The sequence below is a fragment of the Actinomyces sp. ZJ308 genome (assembly GCF_011752065.1).
In the GTDB taxonomy this organism is placed as follows: domain Bacteria; phylum Actinomycetota; class Actinomycetes; order Actinomycetales; family Actinomycetaceae; genus Actinomyces.
In genome coordinates this window covers 197,750-217,908 of record NZ_JAAIJY010000002.1, presented here as the reverse complement: position 1 = coordinate 217,908, position 20,159 = coordinate 197,750, and the positions used below count along the sequence as shown (strand labels likewise).

General features: G+C 70.7%; 19 protein-coding genes, 1 tRNA gene and 2 pseudogenes. 5 read left to right on the top strand and 17 right to left on the bottom strand.

Annotated elements, in window-relative coordinates; translation table 11 throughout:
- Positions 1 to 352: pseudogene (locus tag HCR68_RS01915) on the top strand (transposase); the annotation flags it as partial.
- On the opposite strand, the gene HCR68_RS01910 reads toward HCR68_RS01915, so the two are convergent.
- Positions 349 to 1,224, bottom strand: coding sequence for a helix-turn-helix transcriptional regulator (locus HCR68_RS01910; RefSeq protein WP_167145633.1), 876 nt, complete (start codon positions 1,222 to 1,224; stop codon positions 349 to 351). The pseudogene HCR68_RS01915 and the gene HCR68_RS01910 sit on opposite strands and share 4 nt — an antisense overlap.
- Positions 1,225 to 1,368: 144 nt before the next feature.
- Here HCR68_RS01910 and HCR68_RS01905 point away from each other — a divergent pair, with 144 nt between their 5' ends.
- Positions 1,369 to 2,868 (top strand): MFS transporter, encoded by a 1,500-nt coding sequence (locus HCR68_RS01905; RefSeq protein ID WP_208320469.1) that lies wholly within the window; start codon positions 1,369 to 1,371, stop codon positions 2,866 to 2,868.
- Positions 2,869 to 3,206: 338 nt separating this feature from the next.
- A complete protein-coding gene (locus HCR68_RS01900; protein ID WP_167145629.1) occupies positions 3,207 to 3,926 on the top strand; it encodes an NPCBM/NEW2 domain-containing protein in 720 nt (239 codons plus the stop codon).
- A 42-nt stretch (positions 3,927 to 3,968) separates the two neighbouring features.
- Here the strand turns inward: HCR68_RS01900 and HCR68_RS01895 are convergent, their stop codons facing one another.
- The gene (locus HCR68_RS01895) at positions 3,969 to 4,817 is read right to left on the bottom strand and encodes a serine hydrolase domain-containing protein (protein WP_167145627.1); all 849 of its coding nucleotides are present in this window, start codon (positions 4,815 to 4,817) and stop codon (positions 3,969 to 3,971) included.
- 219 nt (positions 4,818 to 5,036) lie between these two features.
- On the opposite strand from HCR68_RS01895, the pseudogene HCR68_RS14120 reads away from it, so the two are divergent.
- A pseudogene (locus HCR68_RS14120) lies at positions 5,037 to 5,822 on the top strand (3'-5' exonuclease); the annotation flags it as partial.
- Here HCR68_RS14120 and HCR68_RS01890 read toward each other — a convergent pair.
- The 3 genes from HCR68_RS01890 to HCR68_RS14115 all read right to left on the bottom strand — a co-directional run bounded on the left by HCR68_RS01890 (position 5,822) and on the right by HCR68_RS14115 (position 8,325).
- On the bottom strand, positions 5,822 to 6,949 hold the full coding sequence (locus HCR68_RS01890) for a hypothetical protein (RefSeq protein ID WP_167145625.1): 1,128 nt from the start codon (positions 6,947 to 6,949) through the stop codon (positions 5,822 to 5,824). The pseudogene HCR68_RS14120 and the gene HCR68_RS01890 overlap by 1 nt on opposite strands.
- The gene (gene dcd, locus HCR68_RS01885) at positions 6,946 to 7,581 is read right to left on the bottom strand and encodes a dCTP deaminase (RefSeq protein WP_167145624.1); all 636 of its coding nucleotides are present in this window, start codon (positions 7,579 to 7,581) and stop codon (positions 6,946 to 6,948) included. The genes HCR68_RS01890 and dcd overlap by 4 nt, the downstream gene beginning before the upstream one ends.
- 399 nt (positions 7,582 to 7,980) lie before the next feature.
- Complete coding sequence (locus HCR68_RS14115; RefSeq protein ID WP_243858876.1) at positions 7,981 to 8,325, bottom strand: TM2 domain-containing protein; 345 nt, start codon at positions 8,323 to 8,325, stop codon at positions 7,981 to 7,983.
- Between the two features lie 217 nt (positions 8,326 to 8,542).
- Here HCR68_RS14115 and HCR68_RS01875 point away from each other — a divergent pair.
- Positions 8,543 to 8,616: transfer RNA gene (locus HCR68_RS01875), tRNA-Gly, on the top strand.
- A 58-nt stretch (positions 8,617 to 8,674) separates the two neighbouring features.
- Here the strand turns inward: HCR68_RS01875 and HCR68_RS01870 are convergent.
- From HCR68_RS01870 to HCR68_RS01815, 12 genes are all read right to left on the bottom strand, one after another.
- Positions 8,675 to 9,892 carry an extracellular solute-binding protein gene (locus tag HCR68_RS01870; RefSeq protein WP_167145622.1) on the bottom strand — a complete coding sequence of 406 codons (1,218 nt, stop codon included), beginning with the start codon at positions 9,890 to 9,892 and terminating at the stop codon, positions 8,675 to 8,677.
- A 211-nt stretch (positions 9,893 to 10,103) separates the two neighbouring features.
- The gene (locus HCR68_RS01865; protein WP_167145620.1) at positions 10,104 to 10,811 is read right to left on the bottom strand and encodes a M50 family metallopeptidase; all 708 of its coding nucleotides are present in this window, start codon (positions 10,809 to 10,811) and stop codon (positions 10,104 to 10,106) included.
- A gap of 54 nt (positions 10,812 to 10,865) precedes the next feature.
- A complete protein-coding gene (locus tag HCR68_RS01860) occupies positions 10,866 to 11,558 on the bottom strand; it encodes a TetR/AcrR family transcriptional regulator (protein ID WP_167145618.1) in 693 nt (230 codons plus the stop codon).
- 79 nt (positions 11,559 to 11,637) lie between these two features.
- Entirely contained in the window at positions 11,638 to 12,135 is a 498-nt protein-coding gene (locus HCR68_RS01855) for an NUDIX domain-containing protein (RefSeq protein WP_167145616.1), read from the bottom strand.
- Positions 12,132 to 13,088 (bottom strand): hypothetical protein, encoded by a 957-nt coding sequence (locus tag HCR68_RS01850; protein WP_243858875.1) that lies wholly within the window; start codon positions 13,086 to 13,088, stop codon positions 12,132 to 12,134. Before HCR68_RS01850 ends, HCR68_RS01855 begins: the two co-directional genes overlap by 4 nt.
- Positions 13,088 to 14,191 (bottom strand): VWA domain-containing protein, encoded by a 1,104-nt coding sequence (locus tag HCR68_RS01845; protein WP_167145612.1) that lies wholly within the window; start codon positions 14,189 to 14,191, stop codon positions 13,088 to 13,090. The genes HCR68_RS01850 and HCR68_RS01845 overlap by 1 nt, the downstream gene beginning before the upstream one ends.
- Positions 14,188 to 15,300 carry a VWA domain-containing protein gene (locus HCR68_RS01840; RefSeq protein ID WP_167145610.1) on the bottom strand — a complete coding sequence of 371 codons (1,113 nt, stop codon included), beginning with the start codon at positions 15,298 to 15,300 and terminating at the stop codon, positions 14,188 to 14,190. Before HCR68_RS01840 ends, HCR68_RS01845 begins: the two co-directional genes overlap by 4 nt.
- A complete protein-coding gene (locus HCR68_RS01835) occupies positions 15,294 to 15,815 on the bottom strand; it encodes an alpha-amylase (RefSeq protein WP_167145608.1) in 522 nt (173 codons plus the stop codon). The genes HCR68_RS01840 and HCR68_RS01835 overlap by 7 nt, the downstream gene beginning before the upstream one ends.
- A 3-nt stretch (positions 15,816 to 15,818) precedes the next feature.
- Entirely contained in the window at positions 15,819 to 16,823 is a 1,005-nt protein-coding gene (locus tag HCR68_RS01830) for a DUF58 domain-containing protein (RefSeq protein ID WP_167145607.1), read from the bottom strand.
- Between the two features lie 23 nt (positions 16,824 to 16,846).
- On the bottom strand, positions 16,847 to 18,175 hold the full coding sequence (locus HCR68_RS01825) for an AAA family ATPase (RefSeq protein WP_167145605.1): 1,329 nt from the start codon (positions 18,173 to 18,175) through the stop codon (positions 16,847 to 16,849).
- Positions 18,176 to 18,393: 218 nt separating this feature from the next.
- Positions 18,394 to 19,287 (bottom strand): DUF2993 domain-containing protein, encoded by an 894-nt coding sequence (locus HCR68_RS01820; RefSeq protein ID WP_167145685.1) that lies wholly within the window; start codon positions 19,285 to 19,287, stop codon positions 18,394 to 18,396.
- Positions 19,288 to 19,303: 16 nt separating this feature from the next.
- The gene (locus HCR68_RS01815) at positions 19,304 to 20,137 is read right to left on the bottom strand and encodes a hypothetical protein (RefSeq protein WP_167145603.1); all 834 of its coding nucleotides are present in this window, start codon (positions 20,135 to 20,137) and stop codon (positions 19,304 to 19,306) included.
- Positions 20,138 to 20,159: the final 22 nt, after the last annotated feature.

Sequence of the window (20,159 nt, the reverse complement as noted above, 5' to 3'; positions counted from 1 at the left end):
CGCCAGGTCGCGCGCGCCTACCCCGACGACGAGCTGCACCTGGTGATGGACAACTACGCCACCCACAAGACCCCCGAGGTGCGCGCCTGGCTGGAGGCCAACCCCCGCATCCACGTCCACTTCACCCCCACCAGCGCCTCTTGGCTCAACATGGTCGAGATCTTCTTCTCCGTCATCGACCGCCAGGCGATCCGCCGAGGAGTCTTCACCTCCGTGAAGGACCTCAACGCCAAGATCCGCGCCTTCATCAACGGCTGGAACCAACGCTGCCACCCATTGGCCTGGACCAAGACCCCCGACGAGATCCTCACCAAATGCCAACCAAAAACAAACTAACGACACGCGACACTAGCTGGAAGCCCGGACAGCCAGGCGCCTGAGCGCATCATGCGACGCGCCATCCCGCGGCGTGTACACCTCGAGGCGGTGGTCGGGACTGTCGGGCTGGAGCCAGATCTGATAGTCGACATCCACACGGCCGGTATCCGGATGGTCCAGATCCATCGGACCGGTGGTGCAGTCGGCGACCTCGCCGGTGGACCACAGCCGGGAGAAGACCCGGCTGCGCATGGCGAGCTCGCCGATGAGCCCGGCCAGGTAGGCATCCGTGGGGTGCGCCCCCGCCGTCAGACGCAGGTAGCCCACGTGGATGCGCGCCAGATCCTCCCAGTTGCGGTACAGGTCTCGGTGCACGGGATCGAGGAAGAACATTCGAGGAATGGACGGCCTGGTGCCGGCAAGACGCGGCGAGTCGTAGTCCAGGTGCGAGGCGAGCAGGGCGTGACCGGTCCGATTCCACGCCAGGACATCTCCTCGCCGCCCCAGCAGGACGGCCGGGACACTCTCCCCCAGAGCGTGCAGGAGAGCGAGCACGTGCGAATCGGGTTCCTCCTCGTCCGGCACCTCCAGACGGGAGAGAGCCGGACCGCGGGCGAGGTTGTGCAGGTGCGTCGTCTCGACGCCGTCGAGCCGCAGGACCCGGGCCAGGGCGTCGAGCACCTGGGAGGAGGCGCGACCCGCCTGCCCCTGCTCGAGCCGGGTGTAGTAGCCCGCGCTCAGCCCGGCCAGCTGGGCGAGCTCCTCACGCCGCAACCCCGGAACACGTCGGGTCGTCCCATAGGAGCTCAGTCCCAGGGCCTGCGGCGTCACCCGGTCCCGGCAGGTCCTCAGGAACGCTCCCAGCGTCTCGCCGGAGACCTCCGCCGTGGTGTTCGCCGTCTCCATCCCACCTCCGCACCATCGCTCGCAACCGTCCCGAACAATGTTCCACTCAGCGTAGGCGGCCGCCATCCGCCGCGCCTACCCCTACGGGGTGTACCCACCCCAGGGGCGTGGCCGGCGGAGGCGGAGCCCCTGAGCATGATGGGCATGAACACGACGGACGCGCCCGCTCACCCTCCTTCGGCATCCGGCTCCCTCGACGACGTCGACCGCGCTCCGCGGCGCGCCTGGCTCGGCCTTCTGGTGGTGCTCGGCCCGGTGCTGCTGGTCTCCATGGACGGCTCGGTGCTCTTCCTGGCGATGCCCACCATCACCCGGTCCATCGGGCCCAGCGCCGATGAGGCGCTGTGGATCCTCGACATCTACGGCTTCGCCGTCAGCTCGTTGCTCATCACCTTCGGCAACCTCGGCGACCGGTTCGGACGCCTGCGGTTCCTGCTCGGCGGGGTTCTCGTCTTCGGCGTCGGTTCGGGCCTGGCGGCCCTGTCGCCCTCCCCCGGCTGGTTGATCGCCTCACGCGCGGTCATGGGCTTGGGCGGCTCGACGCTCCTGCCCTCCGGGCTCGCGGTGCTCAGCGAGCTGTTCGTGAGCCCCCGCCTGCGCTCCCGGGCCATCGGGATCTTCGCAGCCACCTTCGCCGCGGGCTTCGCCATCGGCCCGGTCATCGGAGGGCTGCTGCTGAACCGTTTCCCCTGGGGCTCGGTGTTCCTCATCAACCTGCCGGTCGTCGCAGTCTTTCTGCTCATGGCGCCCTTCGTCCTGCGCGAGGTCAGAGCCGCCCGCCCCGCCGCAGTGGACCTCCTCAGCATCGGGTTGTCCGCCACCGGCATGTTCCTGTCCGTCTACGCCGTGAAACGGGCGGCGGCCTACGGCCTGTCTCCACTGGTCGCGATGTCGGCGGCTGCGGGAGCCGGCCTGCTGACCTGGTTCCTCATGAGACAGCGTCGGCTGGAGCATCCCCTGGTCGACGTCGGGCTGTTCAAGGGCCGGGTCTTCACCATCGCCATCCTCACCGGCGTGATCTCGCTGGTCGTGTGGTCCGCGGCGGCCTACCTCAGCGGCGTCTACCTGCAGTCCGTCCTGGGACTGTCGGTTCTCACCGCAGCGCTGCTCGCCCTTCCCGGCGCACTCGTCCTGACGACGTCCTGCGTCCTGACTCCCGCCCTGGCCGACCGGATCGGTCAGCGCAGGGCTCTGCTCACGTGCCACGTCGCGATGGCCGGCGGGCTGGCCCTCCTGCTGCTCACTCGCACCGCCGCGGGCGTCGGCTGGTTCATCGCCTCCACGGCCGTCGCCGGGGTCGGTTACGGGATCTCCTTCTCCTTGGTGGCCGATACCGCCGTCGGAGCTGTTCCCCCGGAGCGCGCCGGGGCTGCCGGAGCGATCGCCGAGACCTCCAACGAGGTCGGCAACGCCTTGGGCATCGCCCTCCTCGGCTCGACGGCGACCCTCGTGTTCCGCCTTCGCGGCCCCGGCACGGCCCCCACTGTCGGGGAGAGTCTCGACGCCGCGAGATCCGCCTCCGTCGTCGACCAGGCGAAGGCGGCCTTCGTCGACGGTTTTCACCTCGCCGTGGCCCTGGCCGTGCTCCTGTGCGCGGCTCTGGGCGCTCTCGCCCTCAGGTGGTTGTCCCGATCCGGGCAGTGAGCCCGCCGCCGCGATGACGCCCACCGGAATAAGCACGGCCTCTCGACGCGATACGGATCCTGGCGTCGCTCAGGCAGGAATTCATGACCCACACAGATAAATAAGACCAAGGCCCTAGGGGAATACTACCCATCCCGGCAGGGACGACCCGCAATCACCTCTGCAGCAGACCTGCAAATTTCTCATCAGCACCCCGATATGCCAATAATGACACCGCTTCACATGACCCACAAATATATTACCTCAATCGGTCGAATTCTAATACTTCTTCATTCTTCCTGTACCGGACTCCGGAATCACAGCAGAATCCACCGACCGGCGTCGCTATTCTCTGCGTCATGAGCTCCTCACAACTCTCTCCCACACGTCGAATCGCCACCGCTCTCATTCCCGTCGCCACCCTGTCCCTGGCCGCCTGCGGCAGCCTGCCCTTCGGCTCGTCACCATCAACGTCCTCGACCCCCGAGGCGACGACCGCCGCCCCCTCCCCATCAGCCACCCCCAGCGCCTCCGCATCAGCCTCCGCCTCCGCGTCGGCCTCAGTCACGGCCAGCGCCACCGGCGCGGCATCCGCCACCGCCTCCGGCGACCCCTCGGCGGAGGCCACCACGAACGGCCTCACCCCGGAGAACAGCAAGGGACGCGAACTCCGGCTCTCAGACTTCCAGCTGCCCAGCTCTGACATCAGCTGGGAGGAGAAGCGCTACGACGTCGCCTCCACCACCAACACCATGGGAGTCGGCACCAAGCTCGACTGGCTGCACAACGGTGAGATCGAGCTGCGCCTGGCCAACAAGTTCCAGAAAGTCACGTTCAACGTCGGTCAGGCCAACGACTCCGAGAGCTCCGATCTCCTGGTGAGGGTCGCGGTCCTCGCCGACGGCAAGGAGATCGAGACGGTTGACGTTCCCTTCAATGACGCGCACGCCTTCGACGTCAACGTCGCGAACGTCAACGCCTTGAAGATCACTCTCACGCCCATCACCCAGAAGCAGGAAAAGCCTCTCATCGACGACAAGTCAACCACCGGCGTCATCTTCAACGTCAAGGCCGAGTGACGAAGGAGCCGGCGAGCAGGCGGCTGTGACTGGCCGTGCTCGCTACAACGCCAGGATCTGGTCGCCCAGCGCGGGCCATGTCTTGCGGTGAACCGCCCCGAAGGGCTCGGCTCCCAGGAAGACGGCCTGACGCTCGGCGACCGGATCCACCCAGATGAAGGAGCCGGACTGGCCGAAGTGCCCGAAGGTCTGCGGGCTGTTGCCCGCTCCGGTCCAGTGCGGCGACTTGGCTCCGCGCACCTCCACCCCCAGACCGAAAGGATTGGGGACCTGGCGCCCGTAGCCGGGCAGGACGCCGTCGAGCCCGGGCAGGACCGGCGCGCAGGCCCGAGCCGCGAGCGCGGGCGAGACGAGCCTCGGCGCGGCCAGCTCGCGGGCGAGCAGTGACAGGTCCCGGGCGCTGCCCTCCCCGGAGTGGGCGGGTGAGCCGGGAACGAGGACGCTGGCCATCCCCAGGGGCTCCAGCACCGTGGTCTCCACCCAGGTCTCCAGGGGTGTGCCGGTGGCCTCCTGAAGCCGGTCCCCCAGGATCTCGAAGCCGCGGTTGGAGTAGATGCGCCGCGTGCCCGGGGCGGCCAGGCGCTTGTCGGAGTCGGCGGCGATCCCCGAGGAGTGGGACAGCAGGTTCCCGATGGTCGCGCCCTCCGGTGCCGGAGGGCCTGCCGGAGCGTCCAGGTCCAGCAACCCCCGCTCGACGGCTACCAGGGCCGCCCAGGCGACGATCGGCTTGGTGACCGAGGCGAAGGGGAGGATCTCGTCGACCTCGCCCGCCTCGAGGAGCACGCCGTCAGTGGCAGGTGCACCGGTGACCACGAGGGCGGTCGGGAAGGGGAAGTCGGCCAGGGCCGGCAGGGCGGCGGCATCCGCCTGAGAGGTGTCCGGGGTGCTCATCGCTTCTCCTCACCAGGATCGTGTCTCAACACGGGAGGCCTGCTCCCTCGCGACCGTACCCTACGCCTCCAGACCTGAGGCCCCGGCGCCTCCGCGAGCCGCAGAGCGCGGTCGCGAGCCCTGTCCGAGCCGGGCCCGGGGACGGCCAGCACGGGGCCGCACAGAACTCGGCGCGCCACGAGTCTGCGAATCGGGCCTGCTCGCGAGAGGATCGGGGCGATGCCCTTCTATCACCGCCCGCCCACCGACCGCGGACCGCTGCGCCCCCTCTCCCCCACGGCCCCCGCGGCCCCCGCGCAGGCGGATGCCGCCCCCGCACCCGCAGAGCCGGCCGGGGCCGCCGATGTCGGCTACGCCGTCGTCGATCTGGAGACCACGGGCCTGTCCCCCACGACGGACTCGATCCTGGAGATCGCGCTCGTGCTCGCCGACGCCACCGGACGGGTCGAGCGCAGCTGGTCCACGCTCATCGACCCCGGCGCGGACGTGGACGTCGGCCCCACTCACATTCACGGTCTCGTCGCCGAGGAGCTCATCGGGGCGCCCCGGCTCGACGACGTCGCCGACCTGCTCGTGGCCGACCTGGCCGGGCGGGCGGTCGTGGCCCACAACGCCCGTTTCGACGTCGGCTTCCTCACCCAGGCGCTGGGCACTCGGGGGCTGCTCGACCGCGGTGCGCGGGTGCCGCGGGTGTGCACGATGGAGTGGGCGCGCCACTTCATGACAACGCCGTCGCGGCGCCTGACCACCTGCTGCGAGGTGGCCGGCGTGGAGATCGGCCGCCACCACAACGCGCTCGACGACGCCCTGGCCGCCGCCGGCCTCCTGCGCCACTACCTGGCGGTGGGGGCGCAGCGCGGCGAGGAGCCGGTGGCCTGGGCCCGGGCGCTCGTTGATGCCCGGCGCTTCACCGGCTGGCACTGGGACGCGGGAAGGGCGCGGGCCGGCGTCGAGCACCTCACGGCTCGGAGAGGTCCCGGCGCCGAGCGCCCCCGGCCCGGGTCTCAGGCCTCCTCGGCGTCCTCGCCCAGGGAGACGAGGAATCCGTCGTCGTCCACGGCGACCCCGGAGACGGCGGAGACCAGGACGGTGGCCAGCTCCTCCACCAGGTCCCGGGCCGTCTGACGCTCGCGGCGCCGGGAGCGGGAGACCACCTCGGCGTAGGCGTCGGCCTGGTCCTGGGGGATCCAGCGCAGGTCGTAGGACAGGACCGCCCCGCGGGCCCACGGCTCCCCGCGCACCGCCAGCGGCAGCCCGTCGGTGGCGCCGGCGCGCACCTCGATACGCCCCCAGCCCTCGTGCTCGGGGTCGACCGGGGTCACGACCGCGTAGCCGTCGCGCAGCTCCTCGATGACGTTGCCGGTGGCGGCCGCGACGATCTCCTGGCGCATCGTGTCCTGGCGGACCTTCTCCGAGCCGCGCCAGGCCTTCTCGAAGACCTCCGGGCCGATGCGCTCCACGAGGCTCTCGAGCTGCTCGGGATCGATGGCGTCGAGTCCGACGGCGCCCCGGGGCTGGACGGCCTCCAGGGCCGTGGTCACCTCGGGGGCCACGGGCCGCAGGACGGCCGCCAGGTCCTCCGGGCCGAGCCACACCGGGGCGTAGACGGTCAGGGAGGCGGAGACCTCGGGACTGGGCTCGACCAGGACCGGCTCCTCCGTGTCCCCACCGGGAATGAGCCGCAGGGCACCGGCCAGGCGCCGGGCGATGGCGCGCAGACGGGTCAGGGCCACCAGCTCGGCTCCGGTGGGCTGAGCCTTGGGGAAGGCGTCGGAGAGCGGGTCCAGGCCGGCGAGCTCGGCCGGCAGGGCACCGGCGCGCACTCGGGGGCAGTCCAGGATCATCAGCTGGGTGGTCCACTCCGGCGCCCCGAGGAGGTTGCGCATCTCGGCGTCGACCTGCCAGGGCCCCAGCAGGGAGACCCCGGGGAAGAGCTGCAGGCTGGAGACCCCCACCCAGCCGGCCTGGATGTCCTGGGACAGGGCCAGGGCCTCGACCTCGTCGGGGGCGACGTCGTCGGCCAGGAGCAGGACGTGGTTGGTGTCCAGCAGGCCGACCGGCAGCATGGAGGAGGCCGTGAAGGTGCCGGTGTCGGTGGGCAGGGAGACGGCGAAGTCGGTCGAGTCGCTCATGCGTGCTTCTCCTGGGAGACGGGACCGGCGCCGTCGGCGGGGGCCGCCGGGGCGTCGGGGATACGGGTACGGTGGAAGGACTGGTGGGAGCGCGAGGCCGTCGGTCCGCGCTGCCCCTGGTAGCGCGAGCCGGTGGCGCCCGAGCCGTAGGGGGCCTGAGCGGGGCTGGACAGGCGGAAGAAGCACAGCTGCCCCACCTTCATCCCCGGCCAGAGCTTGATGGGCATGGTGGCCGTGTTGGACAGCTCCAGGGTGACGTGCCCGGTGAAGCCGGGGTCGATGAACCCGGCGGTGGAGTGGGTCAGCAGGCCCAGGCGGCCCAGGCTCGACTTGCCCTCCAGGCGGGCGGCGACGTCGTGGGGCAGGGTGATGCGCTCGTAGGTGGCCCCCAGGACGAACTCGCCGGGGTGCAGGACGAAGGGCTCGTCGGCGCCGACGTCGACCAGGTGAGTGAGGCCCTCCTGGTCCGCGGCCGGGTCGATGACCGGGTAGCGGTGGTTGTCGAAGAGACGGAACCAGCGGTCCAGGCGCACGTCGATGGAGGCCGGCTGAATCATCTCGGGGTCGCAGGGGTCGAGGACGACCCGTCCGGCGTCGAGCTCGGTGCGGATATCGCGGTCGGAGAGCAGCACGGGCCCGATTGTGCCAGGTCGGCGGGGAGTGCCGGAACAGAGTCTTCCGACGGCGCCAGTGACTTCCCACGCGGACTTCCCTCGTGCCTTAGGTCGTGTTGCGAAAGCACGGCGAGGCATCCGCGGGTTCGTAGGGTAGGTCGCGCGGTCGTACCCTTTACCCCTCGAACGCGCGACCTACCCTACGACCGCGACGAGGCGCGTGCCTTGCTGCGGCTCTGAGAGATCCCCGCGGGCCTAGTTTCGCAACACGACCTAGCCGGTCAGTGGCACACCATCGGCGTCGACGCCCCACGGCGGCTCACCCGGCCGGGCCGTCAGGATGAGGATCCCCTCGATGAAGGCCCAGATGGCGATCGGGATGGCCAGGAATCCGCAGCTGAGGAGCGAGCCCAGGAGCTAGATGAGGCCCTTGCCCGTGTAACCGAGGTAGAAGTTGTGGATCCCGAGGGTGCCGATGAGCAGCGCCAAGATACCGGCGGCCACCTTGGACTTGCCCGGGGCGGGGCCGTAGCCCGGATAGGGGCCGTATCCGGGCGGCGGAGCATAGCCGGGACCGTAACCGGGCTGGGGCCCGTAGCCCGCCCGTGGGTCGTATCCGGGTTGCGCTCCGTCACCGGGCTGACCGGCGTTGGGCGGGTACTCAGCCCCCGGGTGCTCCCCCGCAGAGGATCCTGGTGGAAGCGCCGGTGCATCCGGCTGGAGGCCCGAGGCGGGATCGTAGGGATCGGTCGGATAGGTCATGTACTCACCGCATGCGTCGAGGTGTCCGGAAGAACATCTGCGATTCTAACGGCAGAGGCCATCACCGGCAGGGCCTGTCCACGGTGAGGACGGCAGTGCGCCGGCACCCCGCCGACCGCCGACACAGCCGGCGAGTCCCTGAGATCGATTTGCGCAGACGGCCGGAGTCTGGGTTAGACTTCCGCACGCACCTGGGACGCAGGTCCACCGGTGCCACGCGGGTGTAGTTCAATGGTAGAACTTCAGCTTCCCAAGCTGACAGCGCGGGTTCGATTCCCGTCACCCGCTCCAGGCCGAGGGCCCGGACCGTCACGGTCCGGGCCCTCGTTGTCGTCTGTCGCCCGCCGCGTCAGGACAGGAGAGCCTCCAGGTTCACCTGGGCGCCGGCCAGGATGCCGGCGGGGTCGCCCGCGGCCAGCCCCGGCAGCTCGTTGTCGAGGTTGGCGATGACGTCGGAGACACCGGGGGCGGAGGGCACGGCCTGTGAGTACTCGACGCCGGCCAGGAAGGCGGCCTGGTCGGCGTGCTTGCCCCTCCAGGTCTCACCGGCGGAGCGGCCGGCGGGCACTGTCCCCGCCGCGCCGGCCAGGGCCACCTGCCGCTCGGCGCCGCTGAGGTACTCGACGAGCCTGATGGCGTCGGCCTTGTGCTTGGAGGCCTCGACCACGCCGTAGAAGGTGGGGAACTGCAGGGTCCCCTTGCCGCCACTGCCGGCAGGCAGCTCGACGACCGTGTAGGAGACGCCCGAGTAGACATCCGCCAGGGTCTTCACCAGGGCGTCCGTCTCCACCACCATGGCGGCCTGCCCCTGGCCGAAGGCGTCCGCCGCCGACCCGGCGGGCAGGTCGGCGCCCCAACCGGCCGAGCCGGAGGACAGGAGGTTCTTGACCTCGGTCAGTCCGGCGACCGATCCCTCGGAGGAGGCCGTCGCCCGGGTGCCGTCGGCACTGGTCAGCCCCCCGCCGCCCTGGACCATGAAGGCGCCGACGCGCGAGTAGGAGGCATCCAGGGTCAGTCCGACGACGCCGTCGGAGGTCAGGGCGGCGGCCACCTGCTCGAGCTGCTCCCAGGTGGTGGGGTAGTCCGACTCGCTCAGGCCCGCCGCCGACCACAGCGAGGTGTTGATGAACAGGGCGAGCGTGGAGACGTCCCTGGGCGCAGCGCTGATCCTCCCCTGCCTGGTGGCGCTCGTCACCAGGGCGGGGTGGGCGTCCTTGACGGCGGACGAGCCCTGGTCCCAGGCGTGCAGGGAGCCGGCGTAGCTGGACAGCTGGGCCGGGTTGAGGACGACGACGTCGACGGTCGGGGCGGCGGTGATCCCGCGGGCCAGTTCCTGGGAGATGTCGGAGACGGTCCTGACGTCCACCTCCACCTTGGTCTCCTTGGTGAAGGCCTCCACCGCCTTGGACAGCTCCTCCGAGGCGGCCTCACCCGCGTCGGAGACGATGAGCGCCATCTTGCCCTCCTCGGTGGCCTCGTCCTGGGACGTCGACGAGCAGGCGGCGAGCGTGGCCGAGACGGCCAGTCCCAGGGTGGTCAGGCCGAGGGTCCGACGGGTCAGCATCATGTGTTCTCCTTGAGGGAATCCCGGGGTGCCCGGGGGCGGGATGGGCCCCGGCCGCCGGCTGCGCGCGGGAGCGCACGGCGATCGACGTCGGGTGGGGACGGCGGACGGGCCCGCGGGGCTCGGCGTCGCCAGGAGGAAGATTAGGCCATCTTGGACCACGGGTCGGCCCACGGTCCGGTTCGGGGCCATTCATCCGGCGCCGGCCCCCTCCTCACAGGAGATCGCGCACCGCCATCACGACGACGCCGGTGGCCAGCGCGTCCACGAGGAACCAGGTCGCCAGCCACACCCCGGCGGGGATGCCGGTCAGCTGGGCCAGCGTACGGTGGTCCTGCTGCGGATCACGTGAGACGGAGACGTCGCGCAGGGAGTCCCAGGCCCCGACGATGAGGGCGAGCCCGATCCCGGCCACGACGCCGTCGCGCCACGATCCGCCCCACCACCACAGCGAGCCGGTCAGGACCGCCACCAGCAGCACGAGGAGGACCGTGCGCACTGAGCGGGACATGACCAGCAGGACCGCCAGGAGGACCAGCCCGAGCAGCAGGACCGCGCTCGCCCAGCCGTGGAGCGCCAGGAGCACGACGACGGCGCCCAGGACCGCGGGGGCGGGGTAGCCGGCCCAGGAGGTGGCCACCCGGCCGGGGCCGGTGGGCTTGCCGGCGGTCACGGCGTGCCCGGACAGGTCCCGGCTGACGACGAAGCCGAGGAAGCGCCGACCCACCATGAGGCCGACGGCGGCGTGCCCGGCCTCGTGGACGATCGTCACCAGGGTCCGTCCCCAGCGGCGGGCCGGGGCCCATGCCAGCACGATGAGGAGGATCGCCAGCGCCGGCCACAGGACGCCGGGGTCCAGGCCGACGACGCTCGAGGCGCGCGCCAGCAGGTCGTTCCAGGTATCAGTCCAACTCAGGTTCACGGGCGGAAGTCTGCCAGGTGCACCTGTGCGCCCGGCAGCCCACGGCGCACGCTGTCAGCCGACCGCGGTGTGACGAATCGAACCAGAACGGCCGGTTCCCTCCACCGGCTCGGTGCCGTGGGGACGCGGGATGGTCGGGACGGCGTGAGCCGGCTGGCTGGCTCCCACCGCCCGCAGCACGAAGGCGTCCAAGGACTCCAGGTAGGCCCGGCGCCGCTCCGGGTCCGTGGGGGTCGGGCGCCCGCCCATGACGGTGGCGTGGATGAGGGGGATGACCTGCTCGGGCTCCTGGGCGGGGATGAGCCCCTGGTCCATGGCGTCGGTGAGGATCGAGGCGAGCATCTGGGCCAGGAGCGCGCCGTGGGCCCGCAGGCGACCGGCGGTGCCGCGGGAGACGGAGTTGGCCAGCGGCCCCGACGTCGGGAAGTGGAAGTGGCGGGCGATGAGGGCCTGCTGACGCACGTAGATGCGCAGGCGGTCGATCGGGTCCTGCGTCCCGGCCAGTGCGCGGGAGAGCTCCTCGGCGTAGCGGCCGGCCTCGTGCTCCATGAACGCCAGGAGGAGGTCCTCCTTGTCCGCGAAGTGGTTGTAGACGGCCGTGCGCCCCACGCCCGCGTGGTTGGCGACGTCGGACAGCGTGATCTTGTCGAAGCTGCGCTGGCTCATGAGCTCGGAGAGCGCTTGGAACAGGGCCGTGCGCGTGCGCTCTCGATGCTCGGCCAGTGAGGAACCCAGGATCTTCGGCATGAGGTCACCCTAACCTACGAGATGACGCGGGTGATAGAAGTGTCAGGAAACCGGCGAGCGCCTGCCGGCATCGGCGTCGTCAGCGACCCAGCGTCGCCACCAGCGCGTCGATGATCGGCAGGTCCGCCTCCAGCCACGGCAACCGTCCCAGCCGTTCCGGCGGGTCGAGGCTCACCCACTCCAGCCTCTGGTGGTCAGCGCCGGCCCGCCCCCGCTCTCCGGGCCGGGCCGGCTCGGCCAGCCACACCCGCATCCGGAATCCGTGCATGGCCGGCCAGGCCGGGGCGTCGTCGCCGAGGCCGCCGCCCGGCGGGGCGGGGACCGCCAGGTTCTCTGGAGGGAGGAGCTCGGGACCCAGGCGCGCGCTCAGGCCGATCTCCTCATCCAGCTCACGGGCCAGGGCCTGAGTGGGCTGTTCGGCGGGCTCGACCTTGCCCCCGGGCAGCTCGTACTGCCCCGCGTGCTCGGGCGGGTAGGAGCGGGCCGCGCACAGCAGCGTCGTCGGGCGCTCGAGCCGGTCCAGGACCGCGGCCGCCACCACGAGCCGGGAGGCACTCGCGGTATCGGATCCGCTCACCAGGGCTTCCCCCCGCCGTCTCCGCCGGGTTTCTCACTGGACCCCGTGCCGCCGTTGTTGCGGTCGCGCAGGCGCTGGGCCCGGTCGTCGGCCGGGGTCGGTGAGCTGGAGGCCGTCTCACCCGGTGAGCTCGAGGCCGATGATGACGGGTCCGAGCTGGGGGTTGCGCTGGGATCCGAGCTGGGCGTGGCCGACGGATCCGAGCTGGGCGTCGAGCTCGGGTCGCTGCTGGAACTGGCTGACGGGTCGGAGCTGGAGGACGCCGAGGGATCCGAGCTGGGTGTGGCCGAGGGATCCGAGCTGGGCGTCGCCGAGGGGTCCTGCTCGGGCGGGGGCGGCACCTCGCAGGTGTCGGCGGCCTTCCTGGCGGCCTCGGCGTGCTCGTCCGCCAACGTCGCATTGCCGCTCTCCTGCGCCTGGGTGGCCAGCGAGATGTGCGCGACGTACAGGTTGACGCGAACCATGCACTCCGGGGAGCCGGCCTGCTTCACCTTCGTCTGGGGGTCGCTCTTGGCCCTCGGAGCCTTGGTGAGCGCCTTGTTGAGGGTGGAGACCGCGGCGGTCGGATCCTGCGCGGCGAGCTGCCCGGTCCCCAGGTTGAAGTAGACGCGCCACTGCTCCAACCAGGGATTGATCCGGGCCACCGTGCGGTAGCGGGACAGCGCCGTGTCGTAGTGACCGGCGGCCGCCGCACGGTTACCGGCCAGGGAGATGAGGAAGATCGACCCGAGCCACAGGGAGATGATCGTGGCCAGCACGGCGGGCACCCCGCCGATCTTGAGGAGCCGACGGCGCCGGCGCAGGCGGGCCTCGCGCCGTCGGGGGTCCTCGGGAGCGGAGGCGTCCTGGGACGCGTTCGACTCCGGTTCCTTCAGGTAGTCGAACGTCTCGCCCTCGGCGGTCTCGCCAGCCCCCTGGGAGAAATCCGCTCCGGGAGTGTTTCCTGTCGTCATCATCTCCCCTTCCCCATGAGAAGACGCAGGCGGCGGTCGGCTCGCATGAGGTCGATGATCTCCCACAGCAGCAGGCCGAAGGCGATGATCCCCAGGGGCCAGGTCAGGTAGACCCGGGCGTTGGTCTTGGTCCGCCCGTCGGAGGTGACGGCCTCGATGTCCAGGTTGGTGAACGCGCTCGTCGGGTCGTCACCCGACCCGCCGGTGCGGTGGTAGTAGGACAGCCCCATGTCCTTGGCCACGGTCTGGAGCTCGTTCTCGTCGATCTTCGACACGCCCGGTTGTCCGCCCTCCCCGTCGGCGATGTAGTCGGACTGGGTGTGCTCGCCGGTGGCGGCCGAGCCGTCGTAGCTGCGCATCTGCCCGCCCTCGGCGGTTCCGTAGCCCAGCACCGCGCCGCCGTCGACGAGGCCGGCCAGCGACTGCCAGGAGATGCCCGCGCTGTCGGCCGCCTGGGCGCCGCGGCCGTCATCGGTGGCCTCGCCGTCGGAGAAGATATAGACGAGGCGGATGTCCTTGGGCTCGGACTGACGGGACTGGACCAGGGACTGGCCCAGCAGCGGCAGCGCCACCTCCAGCGAGGAGCCGGTGGCGTGGCCCGTCACCTCCTGCTTGAGCGAGCCGATCCAGGAGTCGACGGCGTTGGTGTCGTGGGTCAGCGGCAGCTCCGTGGCCGCGGTGTTGTCCAGGGCGATGATGGAGAACCGGGAGTCCGGGAAGGCGTCCCGGACGGCGCGCATGTCGGAGCGCACGCCGTCGAGCCTGGTGGAGGCCGCCTGGTCGACGCCGTCGGGCCCCTTGCCCTGGTAGTCCTCGGCCGCCATGGACCCGGTGCGGTCCACCACCATGTAGATCTCCACGTTGGAGACGCTGATGGCCTCGCTGCCACGGATCGCCGGCCCCGCCATGGCCAGCACGATGACGACGACGATGGCCAGGCGTCGCCACCAGGCCCAGCGGGCGACCGGTTCGGCGGCATCACGGTCCAGTCGACGGCGGGAGACGATGAGCAGAGTGACCAGAGCGGCACTCACGAGGAGGACGAGAATCCACCAGGTGACCGGGATGAACGCGAAGTCTCCGATGATGGGAACTGGTCTCATGCTCGCCTCCAGGTGGTCAGCCCCAGATAGCCCAGAAGCACCAGGGAGAGGGTGATGACGAGCGTCTGGGGGACGTCGGTGCGACGGGTCTGCTTCCGGCCTCCCAGCGCGTTGACCTCGGTCTTCTCCAGCTGCTTGACGATGTCGCCGCCGGTGCCCGAGTCCTCGACGTCGTAGAAGCGTCCCCTCCCCTGTCCCTCGGTGACGGTCTTGAGCTCCTCGCGGGAGTCCTCGGGGCTCTGGTCGAGCTCGTACTGGTGGGACTGCTTGTCGTCGGCGCCGTAGATGGAGAACAGGCGGATCTTGCGCTCCGCCAGCAGGTCGACGGCGTCGGGGAGGGTGTAGATCTGCTCCTTGTCGGGGTCGATGACCTGGTTGTCGGTGGCCAGGATGATGGAGCGGGAGCGCTCCAGGCCCTGGTTGTCGAAGGCCTGCGCGCAGGAGGCGAGCCCGTCACCGGCCAGGGAGGAGCCGTTGATGCTCCGGTTCTGGGTCCCGCTGAAGGCCTCGCTGTACCTGAGCGCCTGCTTGTAGGTGGGATTGTCCGGATCGATGTCCAGGACGTCGCCCAGGTCGTCCATCTGCTGACGCAGCAGCTCGTAGTCGTCCGTGAGCGGAACGATGGTCTGCGCCGCGGAGTTCCAGGCCACGAGCCCCACGCGCTCGCCGTCGAAGTCCTCCAGGATGTCGGCGAAGGTGGTCAGGACGGAGGAGTCGATCCTCACCATCGACGTCGATACGTCCAGGCACAGGACGATGTCCCGGTTGGCCAGGGCGTCGGAGCGCTCGGTGACGCGTACGGGGCGGCCGGCGATGGCGGAGGCGCTCAGCAGGCACACGGCCAGCAGAACCGCCAGGAGCGCGTGGAGCCGGCGCTGGGACCGGATACGGGAGCGCACCGCGGGAAGCTGGAACAGGCTCGCCGAGTTCGCCAGGCGCCGCGGGAGCTCCACGGTCTGCTGGATCTCCGAACGCCTCCAGGGCAGCACCAGGCGCTTTCGGGACGAGGAGCCGGACAGTCCGTTCGAGCGGCGATCGCGGACGAGAACCGCGATGACCGCCACCACGGCAAGAGCGACAAGGATGCCGAACAGCCAGGGCATCACCATTGGGTGACCACCTCCCGTGCGTGATTGAGGGCCTCTTGCGCGGCGGACTCCGGCTCACGGTCGAAGGAGGGCTGCTCCCACACGGCGAGCAGCTCACCGACATGCCCCAGCGGGTTGGTGTCGAGGGGACGGCCCGCCTCGCGCACGCTGCGTCGGCGCTCCTCCACCGAGTGCGGGCCGGCGGTATCGGCCATGTCGAGGATCTCCGAGACCGTGGCGGTGGTGATCTCCTCGCCGCTGCGGGCCTCGGCGAAGCCGCGCAGCAGCGCCGCCAGCTCCAGGTGCAGCTCGCGCAGGTCCAGCTCCCCGCCGTCCCAGCGCTGGGTGATATCGGTGAGGCGATCACCCCACTGACGGCGCTCACGAGGAGCCATCGGGATGTCTCCGACCTCGAGGGAGGTGTCTCTACGGGTCACCAGGAAGGTGCGCAGCAGCCAGGCGCTCACCAGGAGGAGCCCGATGATCATCACGATGACCATCCATATCGGCATGAGAACCGGGGGCATGATCTGCACGGGTCATCGCCTCCCTCGGGCCACGGCGGCGCGCTCGCGCTGGAGGAGCTCGGCGATGGAGTCGATGAGGGTCTCCTCGGAGGAGACGACGCCGTACTCAACGTGCCGGGCGTCGAGCACCTGCTCGACGGCGGCTCGCCACTGCTCGCGCACCGCTGCCGCCTGAGCCACCAGGTAGGTGTCGGCGCGCAGGAAGGCCGGGATCTCGAAGGGCAGGTCGATGTCCCGCCCGCGGCCGCCGTCGGGGCGCAGCGGGTCGTCGTCCTCGATCTGCACGACGATCACCTCGTGCTGGATCGACAGGCGCCGCAGCCAGGTCGCGGCGTCGGGGCCGGGGTGGGCGGTGTCGGTGATGAGGACCACCAGGCTACGACGACGGTGCCAGGTGCTCACCCGCTCCATGAGCCGCGGCAGGCTGGAGGGGGGCGCGCCGGGGGCCAGCTCGAAGACGCCGTCGGGCGCTCCTTCGACGGGTACGTCGAGGTCCTCATAGGTGCGGGCCAGCAGGGTCAGCAGGGTCTCCACGTGCTTGGCCCCCGAGCGCGCCGGGCGTGAGATCGTCCGGCCGGCGTCCCCGGCCACGAGCGCCACCGAGTCGCCCCGCATGCGAGCCAGGTAGGCGAAGACCTCGGCGACCCCGAGGGCCAGGTCCCGCTTGTCCTCCCCGGAGGGGGCCATCGCCGCCATGGTCCGTCCGGTGTCCACGGCCAGGACCATCGACATCATGGACTCGCGCTGGTAGCGCTTGATGACCGGCTGGCCCAGACGGGCCGAGGACTTCCAGTCGATGTCGGAGATGTCGTCCCCGGGCCGGTAGAAGGACATGTCGTCGAAGTCCTGGCCGCGCCCGACGAAGACCGACTTGTGGCGCCCGTCGAGCAGCCCGGTGGCCCGGCGCAGGGTCGGCAGGCTCAGGGCCGCGCGCAGGCGCTCGATCCGCGCGCCGCGCCGCCCGCCGCCGGGGTCGGACTCGGGTGCTCCGAGAGCGTCAGGTGCCTCCATACTCATCGCTCAGCTGGTCCCCACCGGGCTCAGGGCGTGGGGACGGCGGCGAAGATGGCGTCAATGATCGCCTCGGGGGCGACGCCGTCGGCCAGGGCGTCATAGGTGAGCACCAGCCGGTGGCGCAGCACCCCGTGGCGCAGCAGGCGGACGTCGTCGGGAATGACGTAGGTGCGCCCCTCCTGCAGGGCGACGGCCTGGGCCACCTTCATCAGCGCGATGCCGCCGCGCGGGGACGCGCCCACGCGCACCTGCCGGTCCAGGCCGGGCACGGGCCGCGGTCCTCCGCCGCGGGAGGTGTTGATGAGGGCGACGATGTACTGCTTGATGACAGGGTCGACGTAGACCCGTTCGGCGGCCCGCTGGAGCCACTCGACGTCGTCGGTGGAGATGGGCCGTCCGGTCACGGGCTTGTCGAAGGCGCCGTTGGAGATGCGGTCCAGGACGTCGGCCTCCTCCGAGGGCCGGGGGTAGGTGAGCACCTCCTTCATGAGGAAGCGGTCCATCTGCGCCTCGGGCAGGACGTAGGTGCCCTCCTCCTCGATGGGGTTCTGGGTGGCCAGGACCATGAAGGGGTGCGGCAGCGGGTAGACGACGCCGCCGATGGAGGTCTGGCGCTCCTGCATGGCCTCGAGCATGGCCGACTGGGTCTTGGCGCTGGACCGGTTGATCTCATCGAGCAGGACGATGTTGGCGTGAACCGGCCCCAGCTGGGTGGTCATCTCACCGGTGGAGGAGTTGAGGATCTGGGTGCCCACGATGTCGTTGGGCATGAGGTCGGGGGTGCACTGGATGCGACGGAAGGAGCCGGAGACGGCGGAGGCCAGCGTCTGGGCGGCGGTGGTCTTGGCCAGGCCGGGCACCGACTCCAGCAGGATGTGGCCGCTGGACATCAGCGAGGTGACCAGCGCCGTGCGCAGCTGCTCCTGGCCGACGACCCGCTGGGAGAAGATATCCGCCACCGCCTTGAGCAGCACGCCGGCGCGCTCCACGTCGGCGTCCCCGGCGCCGCGTCGGCTGGAGGCGGCGCGGGCCTCACAGCGCAGCGCCTCACGGGAGGGCAGGGGGCCGGTGCCGACCTTCTCCTCCGCCGGCGCCGCCGGCCCGGAGGGGTAGCCGGGAACCGTCGCCCTGGACGATGACGGCGCCGAGGGGGACGCCTGAGCCCCGGAGGCCTGCGGATCGACCTGAGGCGGGAACGCCGGCGGCGGCTGGACCATGGCCGGGCCTCCCTGCCCGGTCGGCTGACCAGCTGGCTGCCCGGTCGGCTGTCCCGTCGGCTGCCCGGTCGGCTGACCACTGCCCCAGCCGCCCGGCTGACTGCCGGGTTGGGTACGGTGCTCAGGCTGCATGCTCATGGTTCTCCTTGGTCGGTTCTGGCTTGATTCCTCGCGCCGTGTGCTCACGCCCGGAAGGGCGACGCGTTGGCAGGCTATACGAGCCGACGCCGGCTGGGGCACCCGGGAGGGGAGAGTCCTCCCCACGGGCCCGGCACAGTCTCACTCACCTTTCGCCGCTATCACGTCACTTCAGAGGAAATGTGAGACGAATCGTCCTGGAGCCGGTGACCTCCGGTTCACATCTGGCCGAGGTTGACCCGGCTTCCGGCCATGCTCAGCCGGATCCCGTCGTCGGTGACGATCGCGCTGGTCGGGCGCAGTCCCCGAGGCAGGGAGTCGGCTGGGACCGTGATCTGCGAAGAGTCCAGCCCGACATAGCTGAGCAGGCTGTCATCCCCGACGTCGACCCCGGTCTGCTCCCCTCCCATGCGGGTGGAGGTGATGGTCAGGACCAGGCTGCCGTCGGACCCCACCGACGGCACGATCTCCGCCTCGCCGCTCAGGCCGAGCAGGGAGGCCGAGGCCTGGATGGCTCCCGGCTCCTGGGCACTCGTGCCGGTCCGCTTGGCCTTGAGCGTCATGCCCTGCATCCTCGGATGAGACCGGGCGGCGAGCGCGGCCACCTGCCGCCAGTCGATCGTTGCCGATGCCGTCACGGTGCCGGCCGGGTAGGGGGAACGCAGGCTGATGCGGCTGAGGTCGACGTCGACGTCGCTGAGCGTGACCGTGCCTCCGCCCTCGCCCCGGGAGGTGATCTCCAGACTCTCGGAGTCCACCGTCAGGCTGTCCAGCGAGCCGCCGACGAGCTGGCGCAGGACGATCCCCCTGGTGGCGATCCTCGCGTCCGAGCTGAGCCCCGGCAGGGCGGAACGCACCGCGGCATCGACCTGTCCGCGCACGAGGTACTCCGCCCCGACGGCCCCGGCCGTCAGAACGACGACGAGCACCAGGAGCACCACCATCCAGCGTCGCCCCCGGCGACGCGCGGGACGGCGTCGACCACCTTCCGCGGAATCACGCTCCTCGGCGTCGCCCTCCAGGACCTCCTCGAAGAAGGCCTCCCGGGACCCGCCCGTCTCACTCTCGCTTTCCGACCCCTCGGGCAGATCGGCGTCACCCCGGTCGCGCATCTCACCTCGTGCCACGTCATCGCCTCGGTGCCGATGACGAGCTCTGCGCCACTGGAGCAGTGCTGACCGAGCGCTCGGCCGTCTGGTCGCCAGGCGCCTGGTTGGCGGCCTGCTCCTCATCCAGCATGTAGAGGTCCTCGGCCGTGACCATGAGGGTGGACACGGCGTGCTCCACCAGTGCTGTGCGCCGGTTGGAGGCCGCTCCCGCAACGCGTCCGCCGCGCAGCCCGCGCACCCCCACCCGGTCGAGCTTCTCGCAGACGTTGTCGAGCTTGCGGTTGAACTTGGTCAACGGCCATCCCAGGCGCGCCGCGGCCGCCGCGGAGGAGGGGATCTCGGCGGCTCCGGTCCCGGCCCGCTTGAGCACCGGCTCGGACAGGGCCAGGACGAGCAGCAGCTGGGAACGGGTCATCGGGGTCACCCCGATAGTGGTCTGCCCCGAGGACTGGCGCACGCCGTCGATCCCGGAGAAGTGGTCCTCCCCGGAGGTGATGAGGATGATCTCGTAGGTGGTGGGTCCGGCGGAGAAGGTGAGGATCACCCGGGGGAAGACCAGGGGAATGCGGGCTCCGGGGGCCAGTCGCGACTGGACCAGCCCCTCGCCGTCGGTCAGCGTGGCCGACAGCCGGCTCCCCTCGTTGGCGATCCACCAGAGCCTCTCGGAGAAGCCGAAGACCAGGAAGCGGCGGTGGAGGTAGGGGTTGTCGTCGATGTCCAGGTCGCCGCCTCGGCCGATGACGAAGGTGTCGGTGGAAGCGACCCGGTAGATCTCGCCGGAGAAGTCCAGGACGAGCTCGTCGGGCTGCTCGGGACTGACCTCCGGCATCTCCGTCCAGGTCAGGTCACTCATTAGTTCTCCTTCCACAGTTCCG

What these genes read in the sequence shown, in the direction of transcription:
- HCR68_RS01870 (WP_167145622.1), bottom strand. Translation starts at nt 9,892, where the DNA reads ATGATGCTGACCCGTCGGACCCTCGGCCTGACCACCCTGGGACTGGCC.
- HCR68_RS01910 (WP_167145633.1), bottom strand. Translation starts at nt 1,224, where the DNA reads ATGGAGACGGCGAACACCACGGCGGAGGTCTCCGGCGAGACGCTGGGA.
- HCR68_RS01830 (WP_167145607.1), bottom strand. Translation starts at nt 16,823, where the DNA reads ATGAGTATGGAGGCACCTGACGCTCTCGGAGCACCCGAGTCCGACCCC.
- HCR68_RS01815 (WP_167145603.1), bottom strand. Translation starts at nt 20,137, where the DNA reads ATGAGTGACCTGACCTGGACGGAGATGCCGGAGGTCAGTCCCGAGCAG.
- HCR68_RS14115 (WP_243858876.1), bottom strand. Translation starts at nt 8,325, where the DNA reads ATGACCTATCCGACCGATCCCTACGATCCCGCCTCGGGCCTCCAGCCG.
- HCR68_RS01900 (WP_167145629.1), top strand. Translation starts at nt 3,207, where the DNA reads ATGAGCTCCTCACAACTCTCTCCCACACGTCGAATCGCCACCGCTCTC.
- HCR68_RS01860 (WP_167145618.1), bottom strand. Translation starts at nt 11,558, where the DNA reads ATGCCGAAGATCCTGGGTTCCTCACTGGCCGAGCATCGAGAGCGCACG.
- HCR68_RS01840 (WP_167145610.1), bottom strand. Translation starts at nt 15,300, where the DNA reads ATGGTGATGCCCTGGCTGTTCGGCATCCTTGTCGCTCTTGCCGTGGTG.
- HCR68_RS01905 (WP_208320469.1), top strand. Translation starts at nt 1,369, where the DNA reads ATGAACACGACGGACGCGCCCGCTCACCCTCCTTCGGCATCCGGCTCC.
- HCR68_RS01825 (WP_167145605.1), bottom strand. Translation starts at nt 18,175, where the DNA reads ATGAGCATGCAGCCTGAGCACCGTACCCAACCCGGCAGTCAGCCGGGC.
- HCR68_RS01895 (WP_167145627.1), bottom strand. Translation starts at nt 4,817, where the DNA reads ATGAGCACCCCGGACACCTCTCAGGCGGATGCCGCCGCCCTGCCGGCC.
- HCR68_RS01890 (WP_167145625.1), bottom strand. Translation starts at nt 6,949, where the DNA reads ATGAGCGACTCGACCGACTTCGCCGTCTCCCTGCCCACCGACACCGGC.
- HCR68_RS01850 (WP_243858875.1), bottom strand. Translation starts at nt 13,088, where the DNA reads ATGACGACAGGAAACACTCCCGGAGCGGATTTCTCCCAGGGGGCTGGC.
- HCR68_RS01845 (WP_167145612.1), bottom strand. Translation starts at nt 14,191, where the DNA reads ATGAGACCAGTTCCCATCATCGGAGACTTCGCGTTCATCCCGGTCACC.
- HCR68_RS01820 (WP_167145685.1), bottom strand. Translation starts at nt 19,287, where the DNA reads ATGCGCGACCGGGGTGACGCCGATCTGCCCGAGGGGTCGGAAAGCGAG.